Source organism: Rothia sp. HMSC061E04 (genome assembly GCF_001813685.1).
Lineage (GTDB): Bacteria > Actinomycetota > Actinomycetes > Actinomycetales > Micrococcaceae > Rothia > Rothia mucilaginosa.
This window is the reverse complement of sequence record NZ_KV813706.1, coordinates 28679-51351: the sequence shown is the minus strand read 5'-3', so window position 1 is coordinate 51351 and position 22673 is coordinate 28679. Positions and strand designations below refer to the sequence as shown.

The following is a 22673-nucleotide window of genomic DNA, read 5'->3' as shown; positions in this document are numbered from 1 at the left end:
TGATAGGCGCGGTGTGCGGTACCGCCGATAGTTCCCACTATACGGGCTTCCACGCGACCCGCAAGCGGTTTCGTCACCGGGCGGGCGCCTCCATAGGAATGGGTACAAAGAAACCCCGCACACGCACACCGTGCACAGGGCTTCTAATTATATAAATCTAACGCTCTAGGAGGTCTAGATGAGCCTCATAGTCGAACTCTTCAGTAGCGTAAGTCCACATACTCTCTACCAAATCATCAGGCATAAATTCATGATCCGCCAGCACCGCAACATCATACGGAAAAGTAACCTTTTGCTTCACAAAATCACCAATAACGCTAGCAAGAGCCAACTCCCACTCACCCGCATTATCAAATTCTTCGACAAAAGGTCGTGTCCGCTCCTCCAGGGCACGGGTTCGCATAACAGCGGATAGAATCTTAGCTTTTTCCCAATCCAACATAGTCTTCAGCTTCTTTATTCTCAATCGGATAAAAGCTCCGTACAGTGGAAAACTCAAAAATGGGTACACAAAAGCCCCTCACAAGAACACCGTGCACAGGGCTTTCGCAGTATCCTAACGCTCTAACAAATCAAGGTGGGCCTCGTAATCAAAATCCTCAGTAGCAAGTTCCCGAATCCTCGCGTAATCCTTATCATCGAAATACTCAAAATCTAAGTACTTCAAAACAACCTTCGGGAAATGTGCCCCCTGCTTTAAAAAGCAACTGACCGCAGCAATAATAGCTTGGTCCCATTCCTCAGTCCGGGCATATTCTCCCACCCATTTACGACTAATATCAGGCATCGGCATAGTTAGAAGATACTTTGCGATGATTTCTTCTTCCATGCTTTACCCCTTTTACCAGGTTTTATAGGGAAAATTGATAACACATCTATTTTACCTAGATATTCTGGATCCTTTGCAAGCTTTGCGGCAACTCTTACAAGGCCTATCTTTGGAACGTCTACAACTGCAATATATTGGTGTCGGTTATCCGGGCTCTTCATAAACTCAGTATTTTTCACAGTATATAAAAGGACATCTGCAATCTCATCAGGAGAAAGACCCCTAAACCATGTACGTCCCGACCCATTCTCACCGTGGCGCTTCAACAAAGGTATGGGTGGTTCGGCGAGGTAAAGACCTGCTAACCCTGGCTGCAAAAACTGGCATCTCCAAGAGTAAGCTCAGCCGACCTGTATATCGGTCAGAAGGATCACTCCCCGTCCGTGACCTCAAAACCATCTGTGACGCACTCAACGTGGACATGACGGTCATTATCTCTGCGGCAGACAACGCAATGCGAGAACAAGTGGCCGCTCCTCTTACCGATGCTCAATTGGCTGCTGAGATTCTCGCGAGGGCTAAATCAGCGACCAAGTCGGGTTACCGTCTTGTCGCCCACCCTGCTGACCATGTCCTTACTGACGATTCAAGCTGGGGTGCATAATGCGCTCCGTACCCTCGAATGAATCAAAGCGAGGAAACCGCAGGGGAACTGGTCCTGCAAGCCGTTTCAGCCAATTGCTAAACGAAGAACTACGTGCGGCACAATCTCGCAGGCGCTTGACGTTGCGAGCGTTGGAAGATCTCACTGGGTGAGTCGTAATCGGCTTTCCCTTACTCTGAACCTTGACTCCTCGCCTCTGAATACAAATAAGCTCAATCCGGGGGAAGTCTGCTTCCGTGTTGGGCGGGTAGACCACCCAGCCGGTGTTGTTCTTTTCAATGACCCCTTCTTTGACGATGATTTTGCGTAGGCTCTCATCGAGTAGGTAGAGGACCTCTTCTGTGGTCATGGGCTTGTCCGGGCGGTGGTCTCGAGGTGCTGGAGACAGAATAAACCCCCGATGCGCAGTGGTTGGCGCATCGGGGGTTTACAAACTTCACCGATTTGTTCAACATTCAGAGAGGTAATGCCGAGTGCCCTGTGGCGTTCCGACAGGAGATGTTCATATCGTACCAGGTTCGCACAGAACTTTTTCCGTGACGGCTTCACCTGGACGGCCACTCGAACCAGGGGTTCTCCCCCGGAATGCGGATATGCGGCACCACGCCGGATAGATCGGGCAGGTCTAGGTGAAGAGTCTTCAGCAGGATTGTCAGCACTACCCACACGAGAAACGCACGTAATACCAAATCAAGCCAGAAGACAACACGTTCTCTCTTCTCGTAGATCATTGCATAATTCTTTGTACTATCCCTGTCATCTACGAATCTCGATTGGGCGTATAGTTCCCAGAGCCATAGGAAAGGAGCTATAAGTTTGAGCGCTTGGAAGCTATCGAACGTCCCTTGTGGTGCCGGTTCACCTTTCGTCTGGGATATACCAGAGTGGTTGTTCTCCCCCTCTGCGCCCTCCTGGTTCTTTGGCTGTTTCTCCTCGGTGACTTCTTCCACGGTTACAGTCTTAGGTATTGATGTACCAGAGTGGTTGTTCTCCCCCTCTGCGCCCTTCTGGTTCTTTGGCTGTTTCTTCTCGGTGACTTCTTCCACGGTTACAGTCCCAAGTATTTCTTATACGTGGAATCGTTCTTGATTGCTTCGAACGGGATCGGGTCACCTTCCCCGGCTTCATCATTCCAAGTTTGAGACCATGCAGAGCCTTCTGCATGAGAGATAGTCACAAGCTGACTCGGGGTCTTCCCAACCGTTGCGTCCCATACGCGGTTCAGAGTTCGCTCAAAAGCAGGATTTTCTGCAACCGTCACCTTGAGGATATAACCCTGGCTATCAGTCGCGTAGTCAGTAATCGGGTTAGCACGAAACGGCTTGAACTCCTGGTAAATTGCCGGAACGACAGGACCATACGCCCACGCTTGGAAATTATCCAGCATGAGGTTCTCACCGCCGGTCTCCTTTGCATACTCAGAGGTCAAGAAATACATAACCTTCTGCAACTTCAAAGGGGTAAGCGGCTTGCCAGTCATCTTCGACCTTTCGATAAGGGTATTCGCCACTGCGAAAGCTGGATACGACATGTGCACTCCTCTAGGGTTCTTGTGGTCAGTGTACCTACATTTTATATTCATCTTCCCCCACTATGTGCCCAGACACGGTGCTAAGAGAGCAAATACACAACCATTTCTGAGAGGAGAAACCATGCCATGCGAGCGCCTTCCGTTCGGCACCCACGGCACCATCACTCTCACCAACACTAAGGCTGGTACGTGGCAAGCGTCTACCTACTATAGGGGGCTTGACGGGGTGCGTCGCCGTTTGCGCAGGACTGCTTCGACTCGTACTCATGCGGAGATTGCTCTGCGTGAGTATGCTGCGGTGATTCTTACTGCGTCGGGTACGGTGCTGAGCCCGCATTCCACGGTGGCTAATGCGGTGCGTGTGTGGTGGGATGAGTGGAATGCGGAGCGGGAACACCCCTCGGACACTATCAGCAGGTACCAGATTCTGCTCGATAAGCATCTACTCCCCTGGTTTGGGGCTCTGCGCCTGCTTGAGTGTACCCCCTCGCTGATTCAGGCTCACCTGTCTGAGGCAGCCAAGAGTACCGGTGCGCCCACGTTAAAGGTGGTGCGGTCGCTTCTGGGGCAGGTTTTCGATACTGCTATCCGTCACGATGCTATCTCCCGGAATCCTGCAAAGGCTACGAAGGGCATCAACCCGGTGAAGAAGCCTGTGCAGGTGTTGAGCATGGAGCAGGTGCAGTAGCTGCGTGCGTGCTTTACTGGTGCACCTATGGGGTTGGATGTACTGGTGGAGATTCTTCTAGTTACCGGCGCGCGTATTGGTGAGGCGCTGGGCATGTGCTGGGAGGGTTTGGAGCGGTGTGGTGTGGCATGTGACTGGGACAGTTATCCGTGATTCCGGTCGGGTGTACAGGCAGGAGCACCTCAAGCACGCACAGGATCTGGCTGTGTGGCTCCCCGAGTTCTTGATTGAGGCGCTGCGTCGCCACGCAGGAGGTGATTGGGGGTCTCTGAGTGGTCCCGTGCTCCCCCACCCTGCGCATGGAGGTTATACGGATCGCGTGAATATTGCTGGACAGTGGGATAGGGCTTTGAAGGGTAGCGGTATTGAGTGGGTTCGCCCGCATGCGCTACGGAAGACGGTTGCTACGTTGCTGGTGCGTGAGAGTGGTGTGAGTGCGGGTGCTGCGCAGCTGGGTAATACGGAGGCTATTTTGGCGAAGCATTATGTGGCTCATGACCCTGTGGCGCCTGATTCTACTGCCATTTTGGAGGTACTCAGTCCATAATGTTTTGTTTGAAGGTACCCTCATTGTGGACACATCGCCTATTTTGGGTACAAAGAAACCCCCTGCGTTCCCCTTAGAGGAGGGGGAACACAGGGGATCTCTGCCCTAAACCAGAGAGGTACTTAGGTACCCCGCAAGTTTTAGAAAGCCTTGTTTACCAGCGCAGCAAGACCGGACTTCTTGTTTGCAGCGGTCTTCTTGTGCAGAACACCCTTGGAAACAGCCTTGTCCAGCTTACGGTTCACAAAACGCAGAGCCTCAACAGCGGCTTCCTTGTTCTGTGCCTCAACAGCAGCCTTGACCTTGCGGGTCGCGGTCTTCAGCTCGGACTTTACAATGTTGTTGCGCAGGCGAGCCTTCTCGTTGGTGAGGATACGCTTCTTCTGAGACTTAATGTTAGCCACAATTAAACTTTCTGTTTTGTCTTATTGGTCGGTGAGGGCGACGCTGGCCGATCATCGACTGAGCGGCGTGGGGATGCCTATGGCAACCGGCCAGCAGTGCCCGATGACCATCGGACACTCAACCACACATAATACCAGATGAACAGCCTCCACGACAGACCCTCGCGGAGAGAAAAATACTGTGAAAACCGCTACACGCAGCCTCCACATCCGGCGCAGATAATCAGCGCCGGTCGCCGGTGAAACTACCGACACAGGGCGTTAACCGTTATGGCGAGTCCACGCACGCTCAATCAGGCGGAACGTATCCTCCGGCATAATGGCACCCTCACGGCGCATCGAATCCGGGCGAACACGAATCACACGGTTCAGCTTCACCTCAGAAGCGCGGCCCTGCGGATCCCACGGGCCCGAACCAATATCAAGGTAGTTCGGATCAGCGTGCTCACGGTTATTGTGGTCCTTGCTGGTCATCATGAGCGCCAGCAGGTACTCACCGTCACGACCCACCAGAAGCACCGGGCGGTCCTTACCCTGCGAGTGGTCTTCTTCGAAAGGAACCCACGTCCACACGATTTCACCCGGGTCAGCGTCGCCGTCCAGGGAGGGTGAGTACTCAAAGTTGATCATGTCGCGGTAATCGCCCGGGTAATCCGAACCGTCGGATGCGCCGGTCGAAGCCGGTGCGGAAGGCTTAGGTGCCGAGGAATTTGCTGTGGACTTTGCCGAGGAAGGCTTCGGGGCGCTCGGCTTAGGCGCCGAAGAGCCGGAGGTACGAGCCTCACCCTGACGAGATTCGCCCTTGTGGGACTCGCTCTTCTGGGAGGACTCGGAGCCGCCCTTAGACGCAGTAGCGTCGTTGAGGGCATCCTCTGCCGCCTTCTGCAGGAAGGGCAGCAGGGCAAAGAAAATTTTCTTCAGAATTTCGAGCATGGGCTCTATTATGCACTACAGGCGCGGAGGTAGAGCAATCGCCAAAACAGCCTGCTCCACCGCATACACCGCGTCCTGCGACTCGCCCTTCAGCTGGGCGTCCGCATCAGCCAGAAGCTGCACAATATGCGCCAGCTGGGCGCCGGTAAAACGGCGGCCGTCACGCTGAGCCTGCTCAACCTGCCACGGTGACATACCCACCTCACGCGCCAGTTCGTTAGCGCTCATACGCACGTGGTGCACGCGCGCAATATTGCGGATACGCATGGCGAGCGCACCCAGCATCGGAATCGGCTCCGTGCCGGTGGCAAGGGAGTGACGGAGCAGACGCAGTGCCTCCGGGGCGTTACCGGAAATCGCGGCATCACTGACGCGGAACGCGGTGACTTCGGTGCGGCCGCCGTAGTAGCGGTTCACCGCCTCCTCGGTGATTTCGCCGAGTACGTCTGAGAGCAGCTGCTGGCATGCGGCGGCAAGCTCCGCAGTGTCGGAGGCGGCGGCAGTCAGCAACGCCAGGGCGCCGCCGGTAATGGGGCGCTGAGCTGCTGCGAACTCCCCCGCCAAGAACTCGCTCTTCTCACGGTCGGTCTTGAGCGCCTTGCAGTTAATGAGCACGAACTGGGAACGCACCAGGTCGATGAGCTTCTTGCCGCGGTTACCGCCCGAGTGGTTCAGAATCAGCATGATGTCCGGCTCGGGGGCATTCAGGTAGGCGAGCGTATCGGTCAAAAACTCGTCACTCATGGAGGCGACGTTCTCAACCTCAATGATCTTTGCCGAACCGAACAGGGAGGGCGAAGCGTGCAGAATCAGCTCCCCCGCCGTGTAGGTGGCGGCGTTAATCTGAACGCGGTCCACCTCCGGGTGGATGCTGCGGAACAGCTCACGCAGGCGTGCCGCAGCGCGGGAGGCGAAGTACTCCTCCGGGCCGTAGAGCATGAGGGCGGGCGCCGGGGTGACGGTACGCCACGCGGTGTCGAGGGCGGGGCCGCCTCGGCGGGCGTAGCCTCGGGAACCACCACGCTGGGTTGAACGCTTACGCTCGGACACGCTTATCACTCGCCTTTATCTGCAGGGTACGGGCTGAACTCGGCCCCACTGCGCGCAGGGTGCGGCGCGGGTAGAGTCTCGAATATCCATCATAGCGTTTTCTTCTCATATGCCTCCTAACGGTGGTTAGCGGTAGTCGGTCACGGTTAGTCGGTTAAGACCGGGCGGGCTGATGGGAGCGCTGATAGGAGGGCGCGGTGTGCGGTACCACCCGCAAATACTGCCGGTGCGTGACCGCACGGTAGCGGCGCGCATCCACCCACCAGAGGGCAACGCTCAACGCCAGCACGCAGAGGGCGCTACACACCACCGCAGGCACGCTCGAACCGGGCGCCCACGGGTTACCCGGCGCGTGCGCGGCAGTGTGTGCCGCCCACTCGATGCCCTGCGCGGCAAGGCCACCGGCACGCAGGCACAGATCCGCCGCAGTGGGCAGACCCAGGAGCATGAATCCGAGCGCCGCCAGCCCGGCGAGCATACTCAGCGGTGCCAAAGGAGCAGCAATCAGGTTCGCCGGAACCGAGTAGAGCGGCACCTTACCGCTCATCATCAAAATCAGCGGAGTGCACCACAGGGACGCCACAATCGGCGCGGCGAGCATTTCCGCACAGAACACCGGCATGACGCGCATGAGAAGGCGAATCAGCGGAGGGCCCAGCAGAATCAACGCGGAGGTTGCCGTCACCGACAGGGCGAACCCCATATCCACGGCGAGGTGCGGGGCGGCAAGCAGACACATCAGCACCGTGGTTTGCAGCGCCGCCAAGGACTGGCGACCCGAACCGCGCAGCATCGCGTAAGCACCGAGCAGACCCATGGCGAGGGAACGAATCACGGAACCCTCAGAATCCAGCAGCATGGCGTAGGCGAGCACCGCCGCAACCCCGCACAGCACCATGACGCGGTGCGGAATGGCGAGGGTGCTCAGCCGGTGCACGAGCGGCGGCAGGGCGTGGGCATTTGGCGGGGTAGGTTGATGGGGTTGGATAGAGTGTTGGGGCTGGGCGGGATGCCGGGGGTACGCGGGGCGGCGAGAATGACCCGTGCCTCTCCCTCGCAGCCGTTGCCTCAACGAGCGGAACAGCAGGTACGCGCTGGCGAAGCGGTACGGACGAATCGCCAACACCAGCCGGTACGCACCCAAAAACACGATGGCAATATTCGCCCCGGACACCGCCGTAATATGGCTGAGCCCGCTGAGCTTATAGTCCTCCCGCGCGGTGGAACTCATCAGCGAGTCGTCCCCGTAGGCGGTGCCCAAAACTAGTGCCGCCGATTCCGTGCCCAGGGTATCCAGGGCGCGGGTGCGCAGTTGTTCCTTGAGCGTGGACAGATACGGCTCCTCCGCCGTCTGGTCGGTAGCGTTCGACCCGGCACCGGAGGCGGGCGCGGGAAAAATAGTTGCGCCGCTCAGCTTCGCCGTGGAACCGTTAAACTCCACCGTACCGAGGGCAGTCACCTTCATGCCCGGATAAATCGCCTGCGAGCGCGCGGTGCCGCTCCCCTGGTGCTTAGCCGCCGAGTTCGCCGCCGAACTTGCCTCCAGACGCTGCGCGGCGCTCTTCGCCGAACCGTCACGCCGGTACACACGCACCCGCTCATTCACCAGCGCACGCACGCTCCGCCCCTGAATTTCCTCCAGCTTAATAACCACCAGAGTAGTACGCGGATCCACGCGGCGAACCTGCTCCACCGTGCCATTCAGACGAAGCGAGGCGCCCTGCGCCTGCTGTAGCGTGGCGCGGGATGCATCCACCCCCGTAGCGCACAAAAGCACCGCCTGAACCGTGACAATACACGCCAGAAAAACCAGCTGTCCCGTCGTGCGAAAGAGCAGGCTGTACGGCATCACCGCACGCGGCGGAAAGAACAGCAGAATCGCCAGGCACCCCAGCAGAGCAATGAGCACGCACGCCAGCGGATGCACCACCCGCCACGTTCCCACGGTCAGCGCCGCCGCGGTAAAAGCCCACAGCGCCAGCACCGTGAAACTCAGGCGAAAGTCCAGGTGAATGAGGCTTCCCTGGGCGCGCAGCTCCTGCTCATCGCGGCGGGTACGCCACCGTTCAGTACCGATGCTCCAGCGGTAGCGGGCGCGTTCATACGCCGTAGCCGCGGACCGGGTGAAGCGCCGGGTGAGGCGCGAGGAACCGGGAAAAAGTTCCCGCTCCCCTGCCTGCCAGTGGTTCTGCAAACGGTTCGGTCCGCGGTTCTGTCGGCGCATTAGACCATCACCAGCGGGCGCAAATTCTCCAGCATCGACGGACCAATGCCGGGCACCGCATCCAGCTCATCTACGCTACGGAAACCGCCGTGCGCCTCACGCCAGGCGATAATGCGCTGAGACATCGCCGGACCAATACGCGGCAGGGTCTGCAGCTCCTCAGCGGTGGCGGTGTTAATGTTCACCGGGGTTGAGCCCTTCTGCGCGCTGCCTGCAGGAGTTAGCGTGCGTGCAGGCTGAGGCTGAGCGCCACCCTGCGATGCACCATTCGCCGCGTTACCCTGACCCGCATTCGCCGTGCCACCATTGGGCTGAATCTGCGCCGGAGCAGCCGTCTCACCACGATGCGGCACATAAATCTGCACCCCGTCACTGAGCGCACCGGCAAGATTCACGCGGTCCAGATCAGCATCCGCTGCGGCACCGGAGGCGGCGGCAATCGCATCCACGGCACGACCCTGCGCGGGCAGCGTGTACACGCCGGGATTGTTCACGGCACCCGCCACGTGCACCCGCACGGTAGCCTCACCGGAGGCGCCACCCTGCGCGGATTCACTCGGGTTAGCGCCCGGCTGGGCAGTAGATTGAGCAGCGGACTGGGTGCCGGGTTGAGTTCCGGGGCTCTGCTGGGCACCCACCGCCTGCACCGACTCGGCGGAAGCACTCGGAGAGGCGAACTGCTCGGCACGCGGCGCCGCCGAAAACTGGGTCACACCCCACACCACGGCAACCAACGCCAACACCGCCACCAGAAGCAGCACGCGCGGCGACAAGCCCCAACGGGTACTGCGGGTGGTGCCGGGCTGATCAGCTTGCTCCCACTCCGCCCAGTCGTCCACCTCGTTCCAGTCGGGCTGCTGATCCCAGTCAGCCCAACCATTCGACTCCGGGTGGGATGCCGCAGACTCGGCAGGTGTTTCTTCGGCAGGTACCTCCGCGGGCGTTACCTCAGTTGAGATTGCCAGCGGCACGGTGTCCTCAGCATCCGGCGCACCGTTCTTGCGGGCGCGCGGGCTACGGTAGAGGCTGTTCATCAGGGAGCGGGCGCTACGTTGCGCGCCGCCCGGCTGGGGTGCGTTGTCTTGCGCAGCACCGTTGTTCGGTGCAGCACTCGGGTTCTGCAGGTTGTTCTGCTCGTGGTTAGGGGTCATGCTCGTCATACCCCTACCCTAGGCTCACGCGCGCGAACGCACGAGCGCACGCAAAGAACCTGTGGATAACTCCCCTCGCACAGTGCGAAAGGGGCCATCCACAGGCTCATTTTTGAAAAATATGCGGTTTTTGTTCAAAAACGGAGGGGCTTGGTTTGTCATAAAACCGTCACAAACACCTCGGCCACACGAGCTACCCGCGCCGTTTAAGAGCAGAATCTAGCCTTCGCTTAGTCCTCGCGCGGCAACTCAGTACCCGGAACACCCAGCTCCGAAGCACGCTTATCAGCCATCACCAGCAGGCGACGAATACGGCCCGCAATCGCGTCCTTCGTCATCGGCGGATCAGCCAGACGACCCAGCTCATCCAACGACGCATGCTTATGCAACACACGCAGCTCACCGGCATAGCGCAGATGATCCGGCGCCTCATGACCCAGAATCTGCAGGGCACGCTCCACGCGGGCGCTCGCCGCAACAGCAGCCTGAGCGCTACGGCGCAGGTTCGCGTCATCAAAATTCGCAAGACGGTTCGCGGTCGCACGAACCTCTTTGCGGGTGCGCGCCTCACGCCACGTGGTCAGAGTGCCGGTCGCGCCCATACGCTCCAGCAGGTGCGAAATGGTCTCGCCGTCACGCACCACCACACGGTCGGTGCCGCGCACCTCGCGTGCCTTCGCAATAATGTCCAGACGACGAGCCGCACCCACCAGCGCAAGCGCAGCCTCCGGACCGGGGCAAGTAATCTCCAGGGAGGAGGAACGACCCGGCTCAGTCAGCGAACCGTGCGCCAAGAACGCACCGCGCATGACCGCCTCAGCATCCTGCAGAGAGCCGTTCACCACGGCCGGCGGCAGGCCACGCACCGGGCGGCCACGCAAATCCAGCAGACCGGTCTGGCGAGCCAGCGCCTCACCGCCGTGATCCACACGCACGATGTACCTGCCGCCTCGACGCAGACCGCCACCGCTGACGCTAGTCAGCTCAGAATCGTGACCGTAAATCTCCGCGATGGTGCGGCGCATGCGGTGGGCGGTTGCCTCGTGGTCGACCTCAGACTCCACCACGATTCGCCCCGAGACAATGTGCAGGCCTCCGGTAAAACGCAGAATCGTAGAGATTTCTGCCTTACGAGCAGAGACTTTCGTTGCCTCGTAGTTGGCGAGTTCGTCCTTGACGAGCGTGGTTAATGCCATGAACAGGTCCTTCTGGGCGTAGTGTTTAAGTCTAAAAATCAGGAAAAAGGGCGCACATAACAGCCAGCTCAAGCAACACACTTGAGCAGCAAACCCAAGCCAGTAAACCTAAGAGCTCAGCTCAAACGCTTCGTTATATGCAGCCGCAAGCTTCAGCGGGTCGTGCACATTCCGCTGGGAGCTCGAACGCAGATGCGCCCACACAACCTTCGCACCCATCGCAGAAGCCTCACGCTCCAGCTCGGAACGGTGATCAGCCTGCATGTCAGCGTCAGCAATCACCGCGTCAAGGTGAAGCTTCGGGGCGTACTGGCGCAACAAATCCAGGTGCGTTGCCGGGGTGAAGCCGACCGTCTCCTTATCGTCGGAGAGGTTCATGACCACGCAGCGGCGCGCCTCCGTGCGGATAATCGCCTCACGCTGAGCGTCCAGCAGCAGATGTGGCAGAACCGACGTACGCCACGAACCCGGGCCCAAAACAATCCAGTCGGATTCCTCAATAACGGAGAGCGCCTCCGGGCAAGGACGCGCATTTGCGGGAGATAGACCAATATCGTGAACCCGCTCCTCCTTCGAGAGGTTCACCTGGCCGACCACCTTCACACGCTCAATACCGCCACCGTTATGCTCACGCAGCACGGTGCCGTAAATGACCATCGGATCCAGCGCCATCGGCAACACGCGGCCGCGCGCATTCAGCAGGGCACCCGCCCAGTCCAGACCCGCAACCGGGTCATCCAGCAGCTGCCAGAGAGTCGCAATCAGCAGGTTACCGAGAGCATGGTAATCCAGCGGGAAATCACCCTCGTAACCCTCGGGCGCGCTAAAACGATGCTGCATCACATCACGCCACGTGCGACCCCAATCGGTGTCATCACACAGCGCAGAAAGCGCCATACGCAAATCTCCCGGAGGGAGAATACCCATCTCCTCACGCAAACGACCCGACGAGCCGCCGTCGTCAGCAACCGTCACAACAGCCGTCAAATCAGGCGTGACGTGGCGAAGCGCAGACAGGGAACCGTACAGCCCGTGGCCGCCGCCCATCGCCGTGACCTTCGGCGAACGGTGCGTGGTCTTCAACAGGCGCAACGCCTGAGTCGGCAGAGCCGGCAGGCGCGGAATACCCTGAGTGTCATAACTGGTCGAATGGGTGGACATAGTAATACCTCACATACCCGGAAGGAATGGTATGCCGGCCCCACGGGTGCGGGGCTGGACGGCGGCTAATGAAACACGACGCGGTGGTTGGGACGCGCCGGGCGGAACTTACTCGCGGCCCTTGTCGCGGTGCTGAACATTCACGTTCAGCTCACCGAAAGCAGAGAGACGACGAGCTAGTTCTTCCGTCACAGCCACGGAACGGTGCTTACCACCGGTGCAGCCAATTGCGATGGTGGCGTAGTACTTACCCTCACGGCGGTAGCCCTCAAGCACGGGGCGAAGAGCCGCAAGGTAGTTACTGATGAACTCCTCGGTGCCGGCGTGCTCGAGCACGTAGTCGCGCACCGGGGCGTCCTGACCGGTCAGGGGGCGCAGCTCCGGAACCCAGTGCGGGTTCGGGATGAAACGCATATCAGCCATGTAGTTAGCGTCCGAAGGCGCACCGTACTTGAAGCCGAAGCTCATCACGGTCAGATTCAGCTTCTTATCCGCACCCTCAGCAAACATTTCACGCACGGTACGAGCCAGCTCGTGAACATTCATGCCGGTGGTGTCAATGGTGCGGTCAGAAGCGAGGCGCAGACCTTCGAAGAGAGTGCGTTCAGCGCGGATACCGTCGAGGACGCGACCCTCACCCTGCAGCGGGTGCGGGCGGCGCTGAGCCTCGTAGCGGGCAATAATGGTCTCGTCCTTGGCATCAAGGAAGAGCATGGAGAAGTCAATATCGGACTTGCGCAAAGTCTCAATCGCAGCGGGAAGATCGGAGAACAGTGCGCGGGCGCGAACGTCAATGCCGAGCGCCACCTTCGGAACTCGCGCACCGTCACGGGTCACCAGCTCAGCCAGGGAACCGAGCATCTGCGGCGGAATGTTATCGATAACGTACCAGCCCTCATCCTCCAGTACATTTGCGACGGTGCTGCGGCCGGCACCGGAAATACCGGTGATCACCAGAATCTGAGGGCGCTCCTCACTCTGGGCGGACTGTACCGCGGCGGGCTTGCTCTGATTCTCGGGCATGGTGCTTCTTCCCCTTCAACGCGAAATACTCTCTATGCCATGATACAAGACCTTTATCTGACGGTTCAGGGGTACGGTCAGAAATTTCACCACTATGACAGAAATATGAGACGCTCCCCCGGCGGAACCTCGGAAGGAACCCCAGAAGAAAGAAACCCGCATCACAAGTGCTTGCATATAATGCTCCCCGAGTGGGCTACAGAAGGAGGCGGGCGGCAGAGCTACGGAGGGTACAGCAAAGCCCGCACGATACCTCCCACAGGAAGTACCGCACGGGCTCCACACTATAAACGCTCCGAAACTCTACGCGGATACGCCAGGTTGCCTTATGTAAAAACTCAGGCAGAAAGCTCAGGCAGGAAAGCCGCCACATGCTCCAGCAGATGCACCGACAGCTCCTTCTTCGAACCGGAGAACACCGGCGCCTCATCAACCAGAGTCGACAGCAGCGTAATCGTGTTATCGTCCGTACCGAAACCACGATTCACACCCACCGTATTGACCGCCAAGAAGTCCGTGCCCTTACGCTGTAGCTTCTCACGACCCAGCTCCAACGGAGTCTTCTCCGCCGAACCGGTCTCCGCCGCAAAACCAACAATGAGCTTCGGACCGAGGGCGCTCTCCCCCGCCTCACGAGCCTGCTGGCGGCGCACCACGACCTCACGCAGAATATCCGGGTTACGCACCAGCTGAATCACCGGCGCATCCTCAGAATCGGCGCTCTTCTTAATCTTGAACTCGGCAAACTCGGCGGGCCTAAAATCAGCCACCGCCGCAGACATGATCAGCACATCTGCCGCCGCGCTCGCCTCAAGGGTCGCCTCACGCAGCTCCAGGGCGCTCACCACGCGGGTCACCTGCACACCCTCCGGCGCGGGAACCTCAAGGTTCGCGCCAATCAGGTGCACGGTCGCGCCCAAGTCGCGTGCCGCCTCTGCGAGCGCTACACCCTGCTTGCCGGTCGAACGGTTACCGAGGAAGCGTACCGGGTCCAGCGCCTCACGGGTGCCGCCAGCGGTAATGACCACGAGGCGACCTGCCAGAGGACCACGCAGCGATTCGGATGCGCCAGTTGCCTGGCTGAGTTCACCCTGACCTGCATCAACCTGGCCCAGCAGCGCTGAGGTCAGCGTCGCCTGACGCGCTGCCGCCATACGCTCCTGCTCCGTGCCCGTGTACAGGGGCTCAGTCGGCGCGTAACCGGGCGTGTACACCGGGTGCACCTGCCCCTTCGGGAAGCGAGCAATCACATCCTGAGCCACCGCGAAAATATCCTCCGGCTCAGGCATGCGACCCGGACCAGAATCCGGGCCCGTCAAACGCCCAATCGCAGGCTCAATCACGTGATAACCCCACGAACGCAGAGTCTGCACATTCGCCTGAGTCGCCGGATGCTCCCACATCTGGGTGTGCATCGCCGGCGCCAAAATCACCGGCGCGTGCGTCGTCAACACCGTAGAGGACAGCAAATCATCCGCACAACCAGCCGCCAAACGAGCCAGCAAATCAGCGGTCGCCGGGGCAATCACCACAGCGTCAGCCTGCTCAGCCTGACGCACGTGGTTTACCTCCGGCACGCGGTCAAACACGTCCGTTGAGACGGGGTTGCCGCTCAGCGCCTCCAGAGTGGGAACACCCACGAACTTCGTCGCGTTCGGGGTGGGCATGGCGATCACCTCGTCGCCATTCTTCGCAAAAAGGCGAAGGAGCATCGCCGCCTTATACGCAGCAATGCCCCCTCCAATACCAACGATAATGCGCATGGTACGTCAAAGAATCCTTGTAAAAAGCAGATTACTCAGCGGACTCGTCGAGGATAACCTCTTCGATAGCAATAACCTCTTCGCTACCTGCGGGGATGTACTCCTCCTCGATAGCGCCAGAGAACTCAGCCGCGCTGAAATCAATCACAGCGGACAGATCCTCGGGAACGGGGTAGCCGTCCTCATCGAACTTAGCGTCCGGGCGGTGCTCCGCCACAACACGGTCAGCAATGATTTCACGCATTGCCACCGACAGGGACTTCTCGTTCGACTCAGCGTCAACCAGCGGGCCAACGTGCGCAGCAGTATTGTCCTGCAGGTTAGCGTAGTACGCGTTAATCTGGCGTGCACGGCGGGCACCGAAAATCACCAGGCCGTACTTGGACTCCGCCTTCTCAATCAGCGCGTCAGCGCTGGGGCTCACGATGCCCTCGGGAGCGACACCGTCAACGAAGTTGTAGTCCTCGTGTTCCTTGATTTCGTTTGCCACTAAAAACTCCAAATAGCTTGATGGAATGTACGTACCGAACACCCCCGTACACCGTTCGCGCTATGGCGCAAACCGGGCACACTGAGGGCACGGTCAAAACTAAAGAACTATTCTACCCTCTCAACGGCTAAAACGCACGTACCAGCCCATACAAAAAGGTGGGGGCCCGAAGAAAACTCTTCGAAACCCCCACCCTTCACAACGCCTCACGGCAGAACTACAGGTCGGAAGAAACTCTAGCCCCACCGCAAACGCAAAGCATGCAGATTAGGCGGCGCCAATCAGCTCAGCAATCTCCTTCGCCGCACGCTCAACAGAGTCGTTGACGACCGTGACGTCAAATTCCTTCTCAGCAGCCAACTCAACCTTCGCGGTTTCAAGGCGACGAGCCTGCTCCTGCTCACTCTCGGTACCTCGACCCACCAGACGCGACACCAGCTCATCCCAACTCGGAGGAGCCAAGAAAATCAGGCGAGCGTCAGGCATGGTCTCGCGAATCTGGCGAGCACCCTGCAGATCAATCTCAAGAATCACCGGGCGGCCAGCATCCAGGGCCTCCTGGACCTTAGCGCGCGGAGTACCGTACTTGTTCTTACCGTGTACCACAGCGTACTCAAGCATCTGACCGTCAGCAATCATCTGGTCAAACTCTTCCATCGAAACGAAATAGTAGTGAGTACCGTCAACCTCACCGGGGCGAGGATCACGAGTGGTAGCGGAAACAGAGAACCACACGTTCGGGTAGTTCTCACGAATGTACTGGCACACCGTACCCTTGCCAACAGCAGTGGGGCCAGCCAGTACGGTGAGAGTCGGCTGAGACATAGCTTCCTTACTGCGCCTTCATCAGCTGAAGGCACGAGGTATTAGGACTGAGAAGATTCAGGAGGCAGAGTATTAGTCCTGCGACGTGCACGGTTCAAATACCGCGAATTACGGTTGAAGTACTCCACCATCTTGCGACGCTGGTGTACACCAAGGCCGCCAAGGCGGCGAGTCGGTGCAATATGAAGTTCTTCAATGATGCGTTCAGCTCGAACGGCACCAATGCCCGGAAGTGCGCGCAGCATCTGCCCCACCGGCATTTTAGCCAGTGCAGGGTCGGAATCGACCATATCAAGCACCTGACGCACAGAAAGTTCACGGTCACTCAGTGCACGCTTAATTTCCTGGCGGTGTGCTCGGGCAAGTACTGCCTTCTCGCGGGCGGAGGCGCGCGCATCCTCAGTTAGCGGAGTCAGCGGCATGGTTGGGTCCCCCATTTCTGCGAGTTATAGAATTTTACTTATCAACCAATGTAACACGGATAGCGCAAGGATCCTCGTTCCACCCGCGGCACTCACCCTCGCACCAACAATGCGTCTACGCACGTCAGCACGTAAATATCAGGGAGTACCCCTATAGCATAGCGGAGTATTCGCCCTATCAAAAGTGGAGCCACGCACGCGCCTCAAAGAGCAGGCGCACTCCCCCACTACAGAGGTGAGCAAACTCGCATCGGCGCGAGCGGGCGGGGGAAAAATTATGCATGCGGATGTACCGAAAAAATGCGATAAAACAGGCACAAGGGGTACGCAAAAAGGGGCGCGCACCCCGAGCAGACCCTCAACAGAATCCACACGGAGCACACGCCCCTCACACAACACGCGAACTATGCGCCGCGAGCCGCCAACAGGTCATCACGAGCCGCCTGCGCAGCCTGCGCCAAACCCTCAACCGACGGGCCAGCAGCAAGCACGCCACGGCTGGAATTCACCAACACCTGCGACTCAACGCCCGCAAACACGCGGTACAAATCAGCGGCCGAGGCACCCTGAGCGCCGTAACCCGGCGACAGAATCGGGCCGTTGAACACGCTCAGGTCAATCCCCAAATCGACCAGCGCCTGACCAACAGTCGCGCCAACCACCAGGCCGCACGGGCCCATCTGCTCCCACTGGCGGGAAGCATTCTCAGCGGTAGCCGCAGCGATAATACGCTTAGCCACAGCGCCCCCAGCCTCGCCGGAATGACCAGACTCCGACGCACCCACGTGCTGAACGCTCTTACCTTCGGGGTTCGAGGTCAACGCCAGCACGAAAGTGCCGCGGTCATTCTCATCAGCCAAATCCAGCGCCGGACGTAGCGACTCAAAACCCAGGTACGGGCTCAAAGTCACCGAATCGGTACCCAGCGGCGAAGACGAGCCGAGCCACGCATCCGCGTACGCCTTCATGGTCGAACCGATATCGCCGCGCTTAGCGTCAGCAACAATCAGCACACCATCAGCGGCAGCGCGGGCGAACAGCGCCTCCAGCACAGCAAGACCAGCCGAACCGTGACGCTCAAACAGCGCCACCTGAGGCTTCAATGCCGCCGCAAACGGGGCGCAACCCTCATAGACCGCCTCAGTAAAAGCAGCCAGGCCGGCAGCGGAATCCTCAAGACCCCACTGCTCCAGCAGGTTCGGATGCGGGTCAATACCCACACACAGCGGGCCGCGCTCCGCCATCGCCTTCGCCAGGCGATCACCAAAAGCGGCGGACATTACGCCTCGCCACCCTCAGAACGAGCATCCACAGCGGCAGCCAGCTGAATGCCGTGCTCCTGCAGGCTCATGATGTCCCAGCTGTGCTCACGCAGAGCATTAATCGCCTGAACAGCCGCAGCGAACTCAGAAATAGTGGTCATGACCGGGCAGCCCACCGAAACCGCAGCGGCACGAATCTCGTAACCATCGCTACGAGCAGCGCCACCGGCAGGGGTGTTCAGAATCAGGTCAATGTCACCGTTGCGGACCATGTCCACAATCGAGTGGTCGCCATTCGCCTCAGCGAACTTCGAAGCCACAATCACCGAGTTCAGGCCGTTACGGCGCAGAATCTCAGCGGTACCACCGGTCGAAACAATCTCGAAGCCCAGCGACTCCAGCATCTTCGCGTAAATAATGACGTTACGCTTATCGTGGTTAGCCACCGAAATGAACACCTTACCGGAGGTCGGCAGCGGCGAACCAGCACCAGCCTGAGCCTTCGCGAACGCGGTGTCATAGTGCTTATCCAGACCCATGACCTCACCGGTCGAACGCATCTCCGGGCTCAGCAGCGAATCGACCACCACACCCTCGGGAGTGCGGAAACGAGCGAACGGCAGAACCGCAGCCTTCACAGCAATCGCGGTCTCCTCGGGCAGGGACGCGCCATCCATGTTCGACGGCAGGTAGCCCTCAGCCTTCAGCTCCGCAATGCTCTTACCCAGACCAATCAGCACAGCAGCCTTAGCCATCTGCACGCCGGTAGCCTTCGACACGAACGGAACAGTACGAGACGCACGCGGGTTCGCCTCAATCACGTACAGGTTCTCAGACACGTACGCGAACTGAATGTTAATCAGGCCGCGCACACCGGTGCCGCGAGCAATCTTCTCGGTAGCGTCCTTCACCTTCGCGATGATGTCCGGGCCGAGAGTAATCGGAGGCAGAGTACAGGAAGAGTCACCCGAGTGAATACCGGCTTCCTCAATGTGCTCCATGACGCCACCCAAGTACAGCTCCTCGCCGTCAAACAGTGCGTCAACGTCAATCTCGATAGCGTCCTCAAGGAACTTATCAATCAGAGCAGGCTGCGAGGGCGAAACCTCGGTAGCGTTCTCCAGGTAGCGTGCCAGGTTCGCCTCATCGTAGACGATCTCCATGCCACGGCCGCCCAGCACGTACGAAGGACGAACCAGAACCGGGTAACCAATCTCGTCAGCGATGCGCTTAGCACCCTCGAAAGTGAACGCGGTACCGTTCTTGGGCGAAATCAGGCCGCCCTCCTCCAGCACGCGGGAGAACTCGCCGCGGTCCTCAGCCAGGTCAATAGCCTCGGGGGTGGTGCCCAGAATCGGCACGCCAGCATCCTTCAGGGCACGAGCCAGCTTCAGCGGAGTCTGACCGCCCAGCTGCACGAACACGCCCATCAGGCCGCCGGTACGACGCTCCGACTCAACAATCTCAAGCACATCCTCAAGGGTGAGCGGCTCAAAGTACAGGCGAGTCGAAATATCGTAGTCAGTCGAAACAGTCTCGGGGTTGCAGTTGACCATAACAGTCTCGTAACCGAGCGAACGCAGCACCAGCGAAGCGTGCACACAGGAGTAGTCGAACTCGATACCCTGACCGATACGGTTCGGGCCCGAACCCAGAATCATAATCGAGGGCTTCTCGTGGTGCGCAACCTCATCCTCCAGGTCGTAGGAGGAGTAGTGGTACGGAGTGAACGCCTCAAACTCGGCAGCACAGGTGTCAACAGTCTTGAAGACCGGGCGGATACCCAGAGCGTGGCGAACACCGCGTACAACATCCTCAGAAGAGCCGATAATCTCAGCAATCTGAGCGTCCGAGAAACCGTGACGCTTAGCCAGCTTCAAGGTCTCCGGGTCAAGGTTGTCACGCTTAGCGTGAACCACGCCAGCAACCTCATTCAGCAGCACCAGCTGATCCAGGAACCACGGGTCAATCTTGGTCGCCTCGTGTAGCTGCTCCACGGTAGCGCCAGCCAGCAGAGCCTGCTGAACCTGGTAAATACGCTGAGTGGTCGCAACCTTAGTCTTCTCAACCAGCTCAGCCAGCTCACCCTCAGACAGGGACAGCGGCTTGAACGAGAAGGACGCACCCTTCTGCTCCAGCGAACGCATCGCCTTCTGCAGAGCCTCAGTGAAGTTACGGCCCAGAGCCATAGCCTCGCCAACACTCTTCATAGTGGTGGTCAGGGTCGGGTCAGCAGCCGGGAACTTCTCAAACGCAAAGCGCGGAACCTTCACAACCACGTAGTCGAGGGTCGGCTCGAAGGATGCCGGGGTCTTCTGGGTGATATCGTTCGGAATCTCATCCAGGGTGTAACCCAGGGACAGCTTGGTTGCAATCTTCGCAATCGGGAAGCCGGTAGCCTTCGACGCGAGCGCCGAAGAACGAGACACACGCGGGTTCATCTCAATGACGATGATGCGGCCAGTCTTCGGGTCAATCGCGAACTGGATGTTACAACCACCGGTGTCCACGCCAACCTCACGAATCACGTTGATCGCGATGTCGCGCAGCTTCTGGAACTCACGGTCGGTCAGGGTCAGAGCGGGTGCCACGGTGATGGAGTCACCGGTGTGCACGCCCACGGGGTCGAAGTTTTCGATGGAGCAGACGACCACGACGTTGTCGTTGGTGTCACGCATCATCTCCAGCTCGTATTCCTTCCAGCCGAGGATGGACTCCTCCAGCAGGACCTCGCTGGTCGGCGAGTACTGAATACCGGCGCCGGCAATACGGTAGAGGTCTTCCTCGTTGTACGCCATACCCGAGCCGAGACCACCCATGGTGAAGGAGGGGCGGACCACCATCGGGTAGCCCAGCTCCTTAGCTGCTTCCAGCGCCTCCGGCATGGAGTGAACAATCACCGAGCGTGCAGACTCGCCGCCGGCGCGCTCCACCACGCCCTTGAATGCTTCACGGTCCTCACCGAGGTTAATCGCCTCAATGTTCGCGCCGATCAGCTCAACATTGTACTTGGCGAGCACACCGCGCTCATCCAGGGAGATAGCCGCGTTCAGTGCGGTCTGACCACCCAGGGTCGGCAGGATTGCGTCCGGCTTTTCCTTCTCGATGATCTTCTCAATCACCTCGGGGGTGATGGGTTCAATGTAGGTGGCGTCTGCGAACTCGGGGTCGGTCATGATGGTTGCCGGGTTCGAGTTCACGAGGATGACGCGCACGCCCTCCTCCTTCAGCACGCGCAGCGACTGAGTGCCGGAGTAGTCGAATTCCGCTGCCTGACCGATGACGATGGGGCCGGAACCGATGACGAGGACGCTATTAAGGTCAGTACGACGAGGCATTTATGCTTCCTTTGCAGTCTTGGTTGCGACCATCAGGTCGATGAAACGGTCAAAGAGGTAGGCGGAATCGTGCGGGCCCGCAGCAGCCTCGGGGTGGTACTGCACGGAGAACGCGGGGATGTCCTTACAGGTCAGGCCCTCAACCACGTTGTCGTTCAGACCCACGTGGGAGACCATGACCTGACCGAACTCAGCGTTCGGTGCGGTCACGTAGTCGCCAATCGGCGCGTCCACAGCGAAGCCGTGGTTCTGCGCGGTGATTTCAACCTTGCCGGTGGTCTTATCCATGACCGGCTGGTTGATGCCGCGGTGGCCGAAAGGCAGCTTGTAGGTGCCGAAGCCCAGGGCACGGCCAAGCAGCTGGTTACCGAAGCAGATACCGAAGAACGGGGTGCCCTTACGCAGCACGCCCTGCAGCAGCTCAACCTGCTCGTCAGCGGTTGCCGGGTCACCGGGGCCGTTGGAGAAGAACACACCGTCGGGGTTGTGGGAGTAGATGTCCTCGAGGGTTGCGCTTGCGGGCAGCACGTGCACGCGCACGCCACGCTCAGCGAAACGCTGCGGGGTCATCGCCTTGATGCCCAGGTCCAGAGCGACGATGGTTGCGACCGGGGGTGCGAACCAGTTGAACTGGTGCGGCTCAACGGTGTAGGCGGTGTCAACCGAAACGGAGTCAGCGAGCTTACGGCCTGCCATCGGTTCGGAGGCGCGCACCTCCTCCAGCAGTTCAGCTTCGGGGCGTTCTGCGTGCTCACCGGAGAACACGCCCGCACGCATCGAACCGCTCGAACGCAGGCGGCGGGTCAGGGCGCGAGTGTCAATACCCTGAATACCGACGATGCCCTGCTCGATGAGCTCTTCGTCGAGGGTGCGCTCAGAACGCCAGTTGGATGCCACGCGTGCTGCGTCGCGAACCACGTAGCCGGCAACCCAAATCTTGCGGGACTCAGCGTCGGTGGTGTTCACGCCGGTGTTGCCGATATGGGGAGCGGTCTGAACCACAATCTGACCCGCGTAGGAGGGGTCGGTCAGGGTTTCCTGGTAGCCGGTCATGCCGGTCGAGAAAACCGCCTCGCCCAGGGACGCGCCGGTTGCGCCGTAGCCGTAGCCGCGGTAGACGGTGCCGTCCTCCAGGACGAGCAGCGCGCGGTCCGTACGCAGGGCGCCGGATCGTGTCATGTCAGTCATGCTCTTCTTCCTTTTCTCTGGTGTTCTCCCCCGCTTCCTGTACG

At 59.4% G+C, this 22673-nt stretch carries 21 protein-coding genes; 2 read left to right on the top strand and 19 right to left on the bottom strand.

Going from position 1 to position 22673, the window contains the following annotated elements; genetic code table 11:
* Positions 1 to 157: 157 nt before the first annotated feature.
* From HMPREF2927_RS07105 to HMPREF2927_RS07085, 4 genes are all read right to left on the bottom strand, one after another.
* Positions 158 to 442 (bottom strand): hypothetical protein, encoded by a 285-nt coding sequence (locus HMPREF2927_RS07105; RefSeq protein WP_049353062.1) that lies wholly within the window; start codon positions 440 to 442, stop codon positions 158 to 160.
* Positions 443 to 556: 114 nt separating this feature from the next.
* Positions 557 to 829 (bottom strand): hypothetical protein, encoded by a 273-nt coding sequence (locus HMPREF2927_RS07100; protein ID WP_049345449.1) that lies wholly within the window; start codon positions 827 to 829, stop codon positions 557 to 559.
* A gap of 1149 nt (positions 830 to 1978) precedes the next feature.
* Positions 1979 to 2479, bottom strand: a complete 501-nt coding sequence (locus HMPREF2927_RS07090; RefSeq protein WP_070686735.1) for a hypothetical protein — start codon at positions 2477 to 2479, stop codon at positions 1979 to 1981.
* 2 nt (positions 2480 to 2481) lie between these two features.
* Complete coding sequence (locus tag HMPREF2927_RS07085) at positions 2482 to 2913, bottom strand: Panacea domain-containing protein (protein WP_070686733.1); 432 nt, start codon at positions 2911 to 2913, stop codon at positions 2482 to 2484.
* Between the two features lie 172 nt (positions 2914 to 3085).
* Here HMPREF2927_RS07085 and HMPREF2927_RS07080 point away from each other — a divergent pair, with 172 nt between their 5' ends.
* Positions 3086 to 3652 carry a phage integrase central domain-containing protein gene (locus HMPREF2927_RS07080; RefSeq protein WP_070635193.1) on the top strand — a complete coding sequence of 189 codons (567 nt, stop codon included), beginning with the start codon at positions 3086 to 3088 and terminating at the stop codon, positions 3650 to 3652.
* Between the two features lie 130 nt (positions 3653 to 3782).
* Positions 3783 to 4199, top strand: a complete 417-nt coding sequence (locus HMPREF2927_RS07075) for a tyrosine-type recombinase/integrase (RefSeq protein WP_141754887.1) — start codon at positions 3783 to 3785, stop codon at positions 4197 to 4199.
* Between the two features lie 140 nt (positions 4200 to 4339).
* On the opposite strand, the gene rpsT is transcribed toward HMPREF2927_RS07075, so the two are convergent.
* From rpsT to carA, 15 genes are all read right to left on the bottom strand, one after another.
* A complete protein-coding gene (gene rpsT / locus HMPREF2927_RS07070) occupies positions 4340 to 4603 on the bottom strand; it encodes a 30S ribosomal protein S20 (RefSeq protein WP_049349792.1) in 264 nt (87 codons plus the stop codon).
* A gap of 261 nt (positions 4604 to 4864) precedes the next feature.
* Positions 4865 to 5536: a type II toxin-antitoxin system PemK/MazF family toxin gene (locus HMPREF2927_RS07065; protein WP_070686729.1), complete on the bottom strand. Its 672-nt coding sequence runs from the start codon at positions 5534 to 5536 to the stop codon at positions 4865 to 4867.
* A gap of 15 nt (positions 5537 to 5551) precedes the next feature.
* Positions 5552 to 6586, bottom strand: a complete 1035-nt coding sequence (gene holA / locus HMPREF2927_RS07060; RefSeq protein ID WP_070686727.1) for a DNA polymerase III subunit delta — start codon at positions 6584 to 6586, stop codon at positions 5552 to 5554.
* A 154-nt stretch (positions 6587 to 6740) separates the two neighbouring features.
* Positions 6741 to 8810 carry a ComEC/Rec2 family competence protein gene (locus tag HMPREF2927_RS07055; RefSeq protein ID WP_070686725.1) on the bottom strand — a complete coding sequence of 690 codons (2070 nt, stop codon included), beginning with the start codon at positions 8808 to 8810 and terminating at the stop codon, positions 6741 to 6743.
* Entirely contained in the window at positions 8810 to 9970 is a 1161-nt protein-coding gene (locus HMPREF2927_RS07050; RefSeq protein WP_070686723.1) for a ComEA family DNA-binding protein, read from the bottom strand. The genes HMPREF2927_RS07055 and HMPREF2927_RS07050 overlap by 1 nt, the downstream gene beginning before the upstream one ends.
* A 221-nt stretch (positions 9971 to 10191) precedes the next feature.
* On the bottom strand, positions 10192 to 11157 hold the full coding sequence (whiA, locus tag HMPREF2927_RS07045; protein WP_049337427.1) for a DNA-binding protein WhiA: 966 nt from the start codon (positions 11155 to 11157) through the stop codon (positions 10192 to 10194).
* Positions 11158 to 11265: 108 nt separating this feature from the next.
* Positions 11266 to 12318 (bottom strand): gluconeogenesis factor YvcK family protein, encoded by a 1053-nt coding sequence (gene yvcK, locus HMPREF2927_RS07040; RefSeq protein WP_070686721.1) that lies wholly within the window; start codon positions 12316 to 12318, stop codon positions 11266 to 11268.
* Between the two features lie 108 nt (positions 12319 to 12426).
* Entirely contained in the window at positions 12427 to 13341 is a 915-nt protein-coding gene (rapZ, locus tag HMPREF2927_RS07035; RefSeq protein WP_070686719.1) for an RNase adapter RapZ, read from the bottom strand.
* A gap of 338 nt (positions 13342 to 13679) precedes the next feature.
* A complete protein-coding gene (locus HMPREF2927_RS07030; protein WP_070686717.1) occupies positions 13680 to 15104 on the bottom strand; it encodes a bifunctional phosphopantothenoylcysteine decarboxylase/phosphopantothenate synthase in 1425 nt (474 codons plus the stop codon).
* Positions 15105 to 15135: 31 nt separating this feature from the next.
* On the bottom strand, positions 15136 to 15594 hold the full coding sequence (rpoZ, locus tag HMPREF2927_RS07025) for a DNA-directed RNA polymerase subunit omega (RefSeq protein ID WP_005508713.1): 459 nt from the start codon (positions 15592 to 15594) through the stop codon (positions 15136 to 15138).
* A gap of 267 nt (positions 15595 to 15861) precedes the next feature.
* The gene (gene gmk, locus HMPREF2927_RS07020; protein WP_005505951.1) at positions 15862 to 16419 is read right to left on the bottom strand and encodes a guanylate kinase; all 558 of its coding nucleotides are present in this window, start codon (positions 16417 to 16419) and stop codon (positions 15862 to 15864) included.
* Between the two features lie 41 nt (positions 16420 to 16460).
* Positions 16461 to 16841 (bottom strand): integration host factor, actinobacterial type, encoded by a 381-nt coding sequence (mihF, locus tag HMPREF2927_RS07015; protein ID WP_005505949.1) that lies wholly within the window; start codon positions 16839 to 16841, stop codon positions 16461 to 16463.
* Between the two features lie 404 nt (positions 16842 to 17245).
* Entirely contained in the window at positions 17246 to 18121 is an 876-nt protein-coding gene (gene pyrF, locus HMPREF2927_RS07010; protein ID WP_070686715.1) for an orotidine-5'-phosphate decarboxylase, read from the bottom strand.
* Positions 18121 to 21441 carry a carbamoyl-phosphate synthase large subunit gene (gene carB, locus HMPREF2927_RS07005; RefSeq protein WP_070686713.1) on the bottom strand — a complete coding sequence of 1107 codons (3321 nt, stop codon included), beginning with the start codon at positions 21439 to 21441 and terminating at the stop codon, positions 18121 to 18123. The genes pyrF and carB overlap by 1 nt, the downstream gene beginning before the upstream one ends.
* Complete coding sequence (gene carA / locus HMPREF2927_RS07000; RefSeq protein WP_049337438.1) at positions 21442 to 22629, bottom strand: glutamine-hydrolyzing carbamoyl-phosphate synthase small subunit; 1188 nt, start codon at positions 22627 to 22629, stop codon at positions 21442 to 21444.
* Between the last annotated feature and the right edge of the window lie 44 nt (positions 22630 to 22673).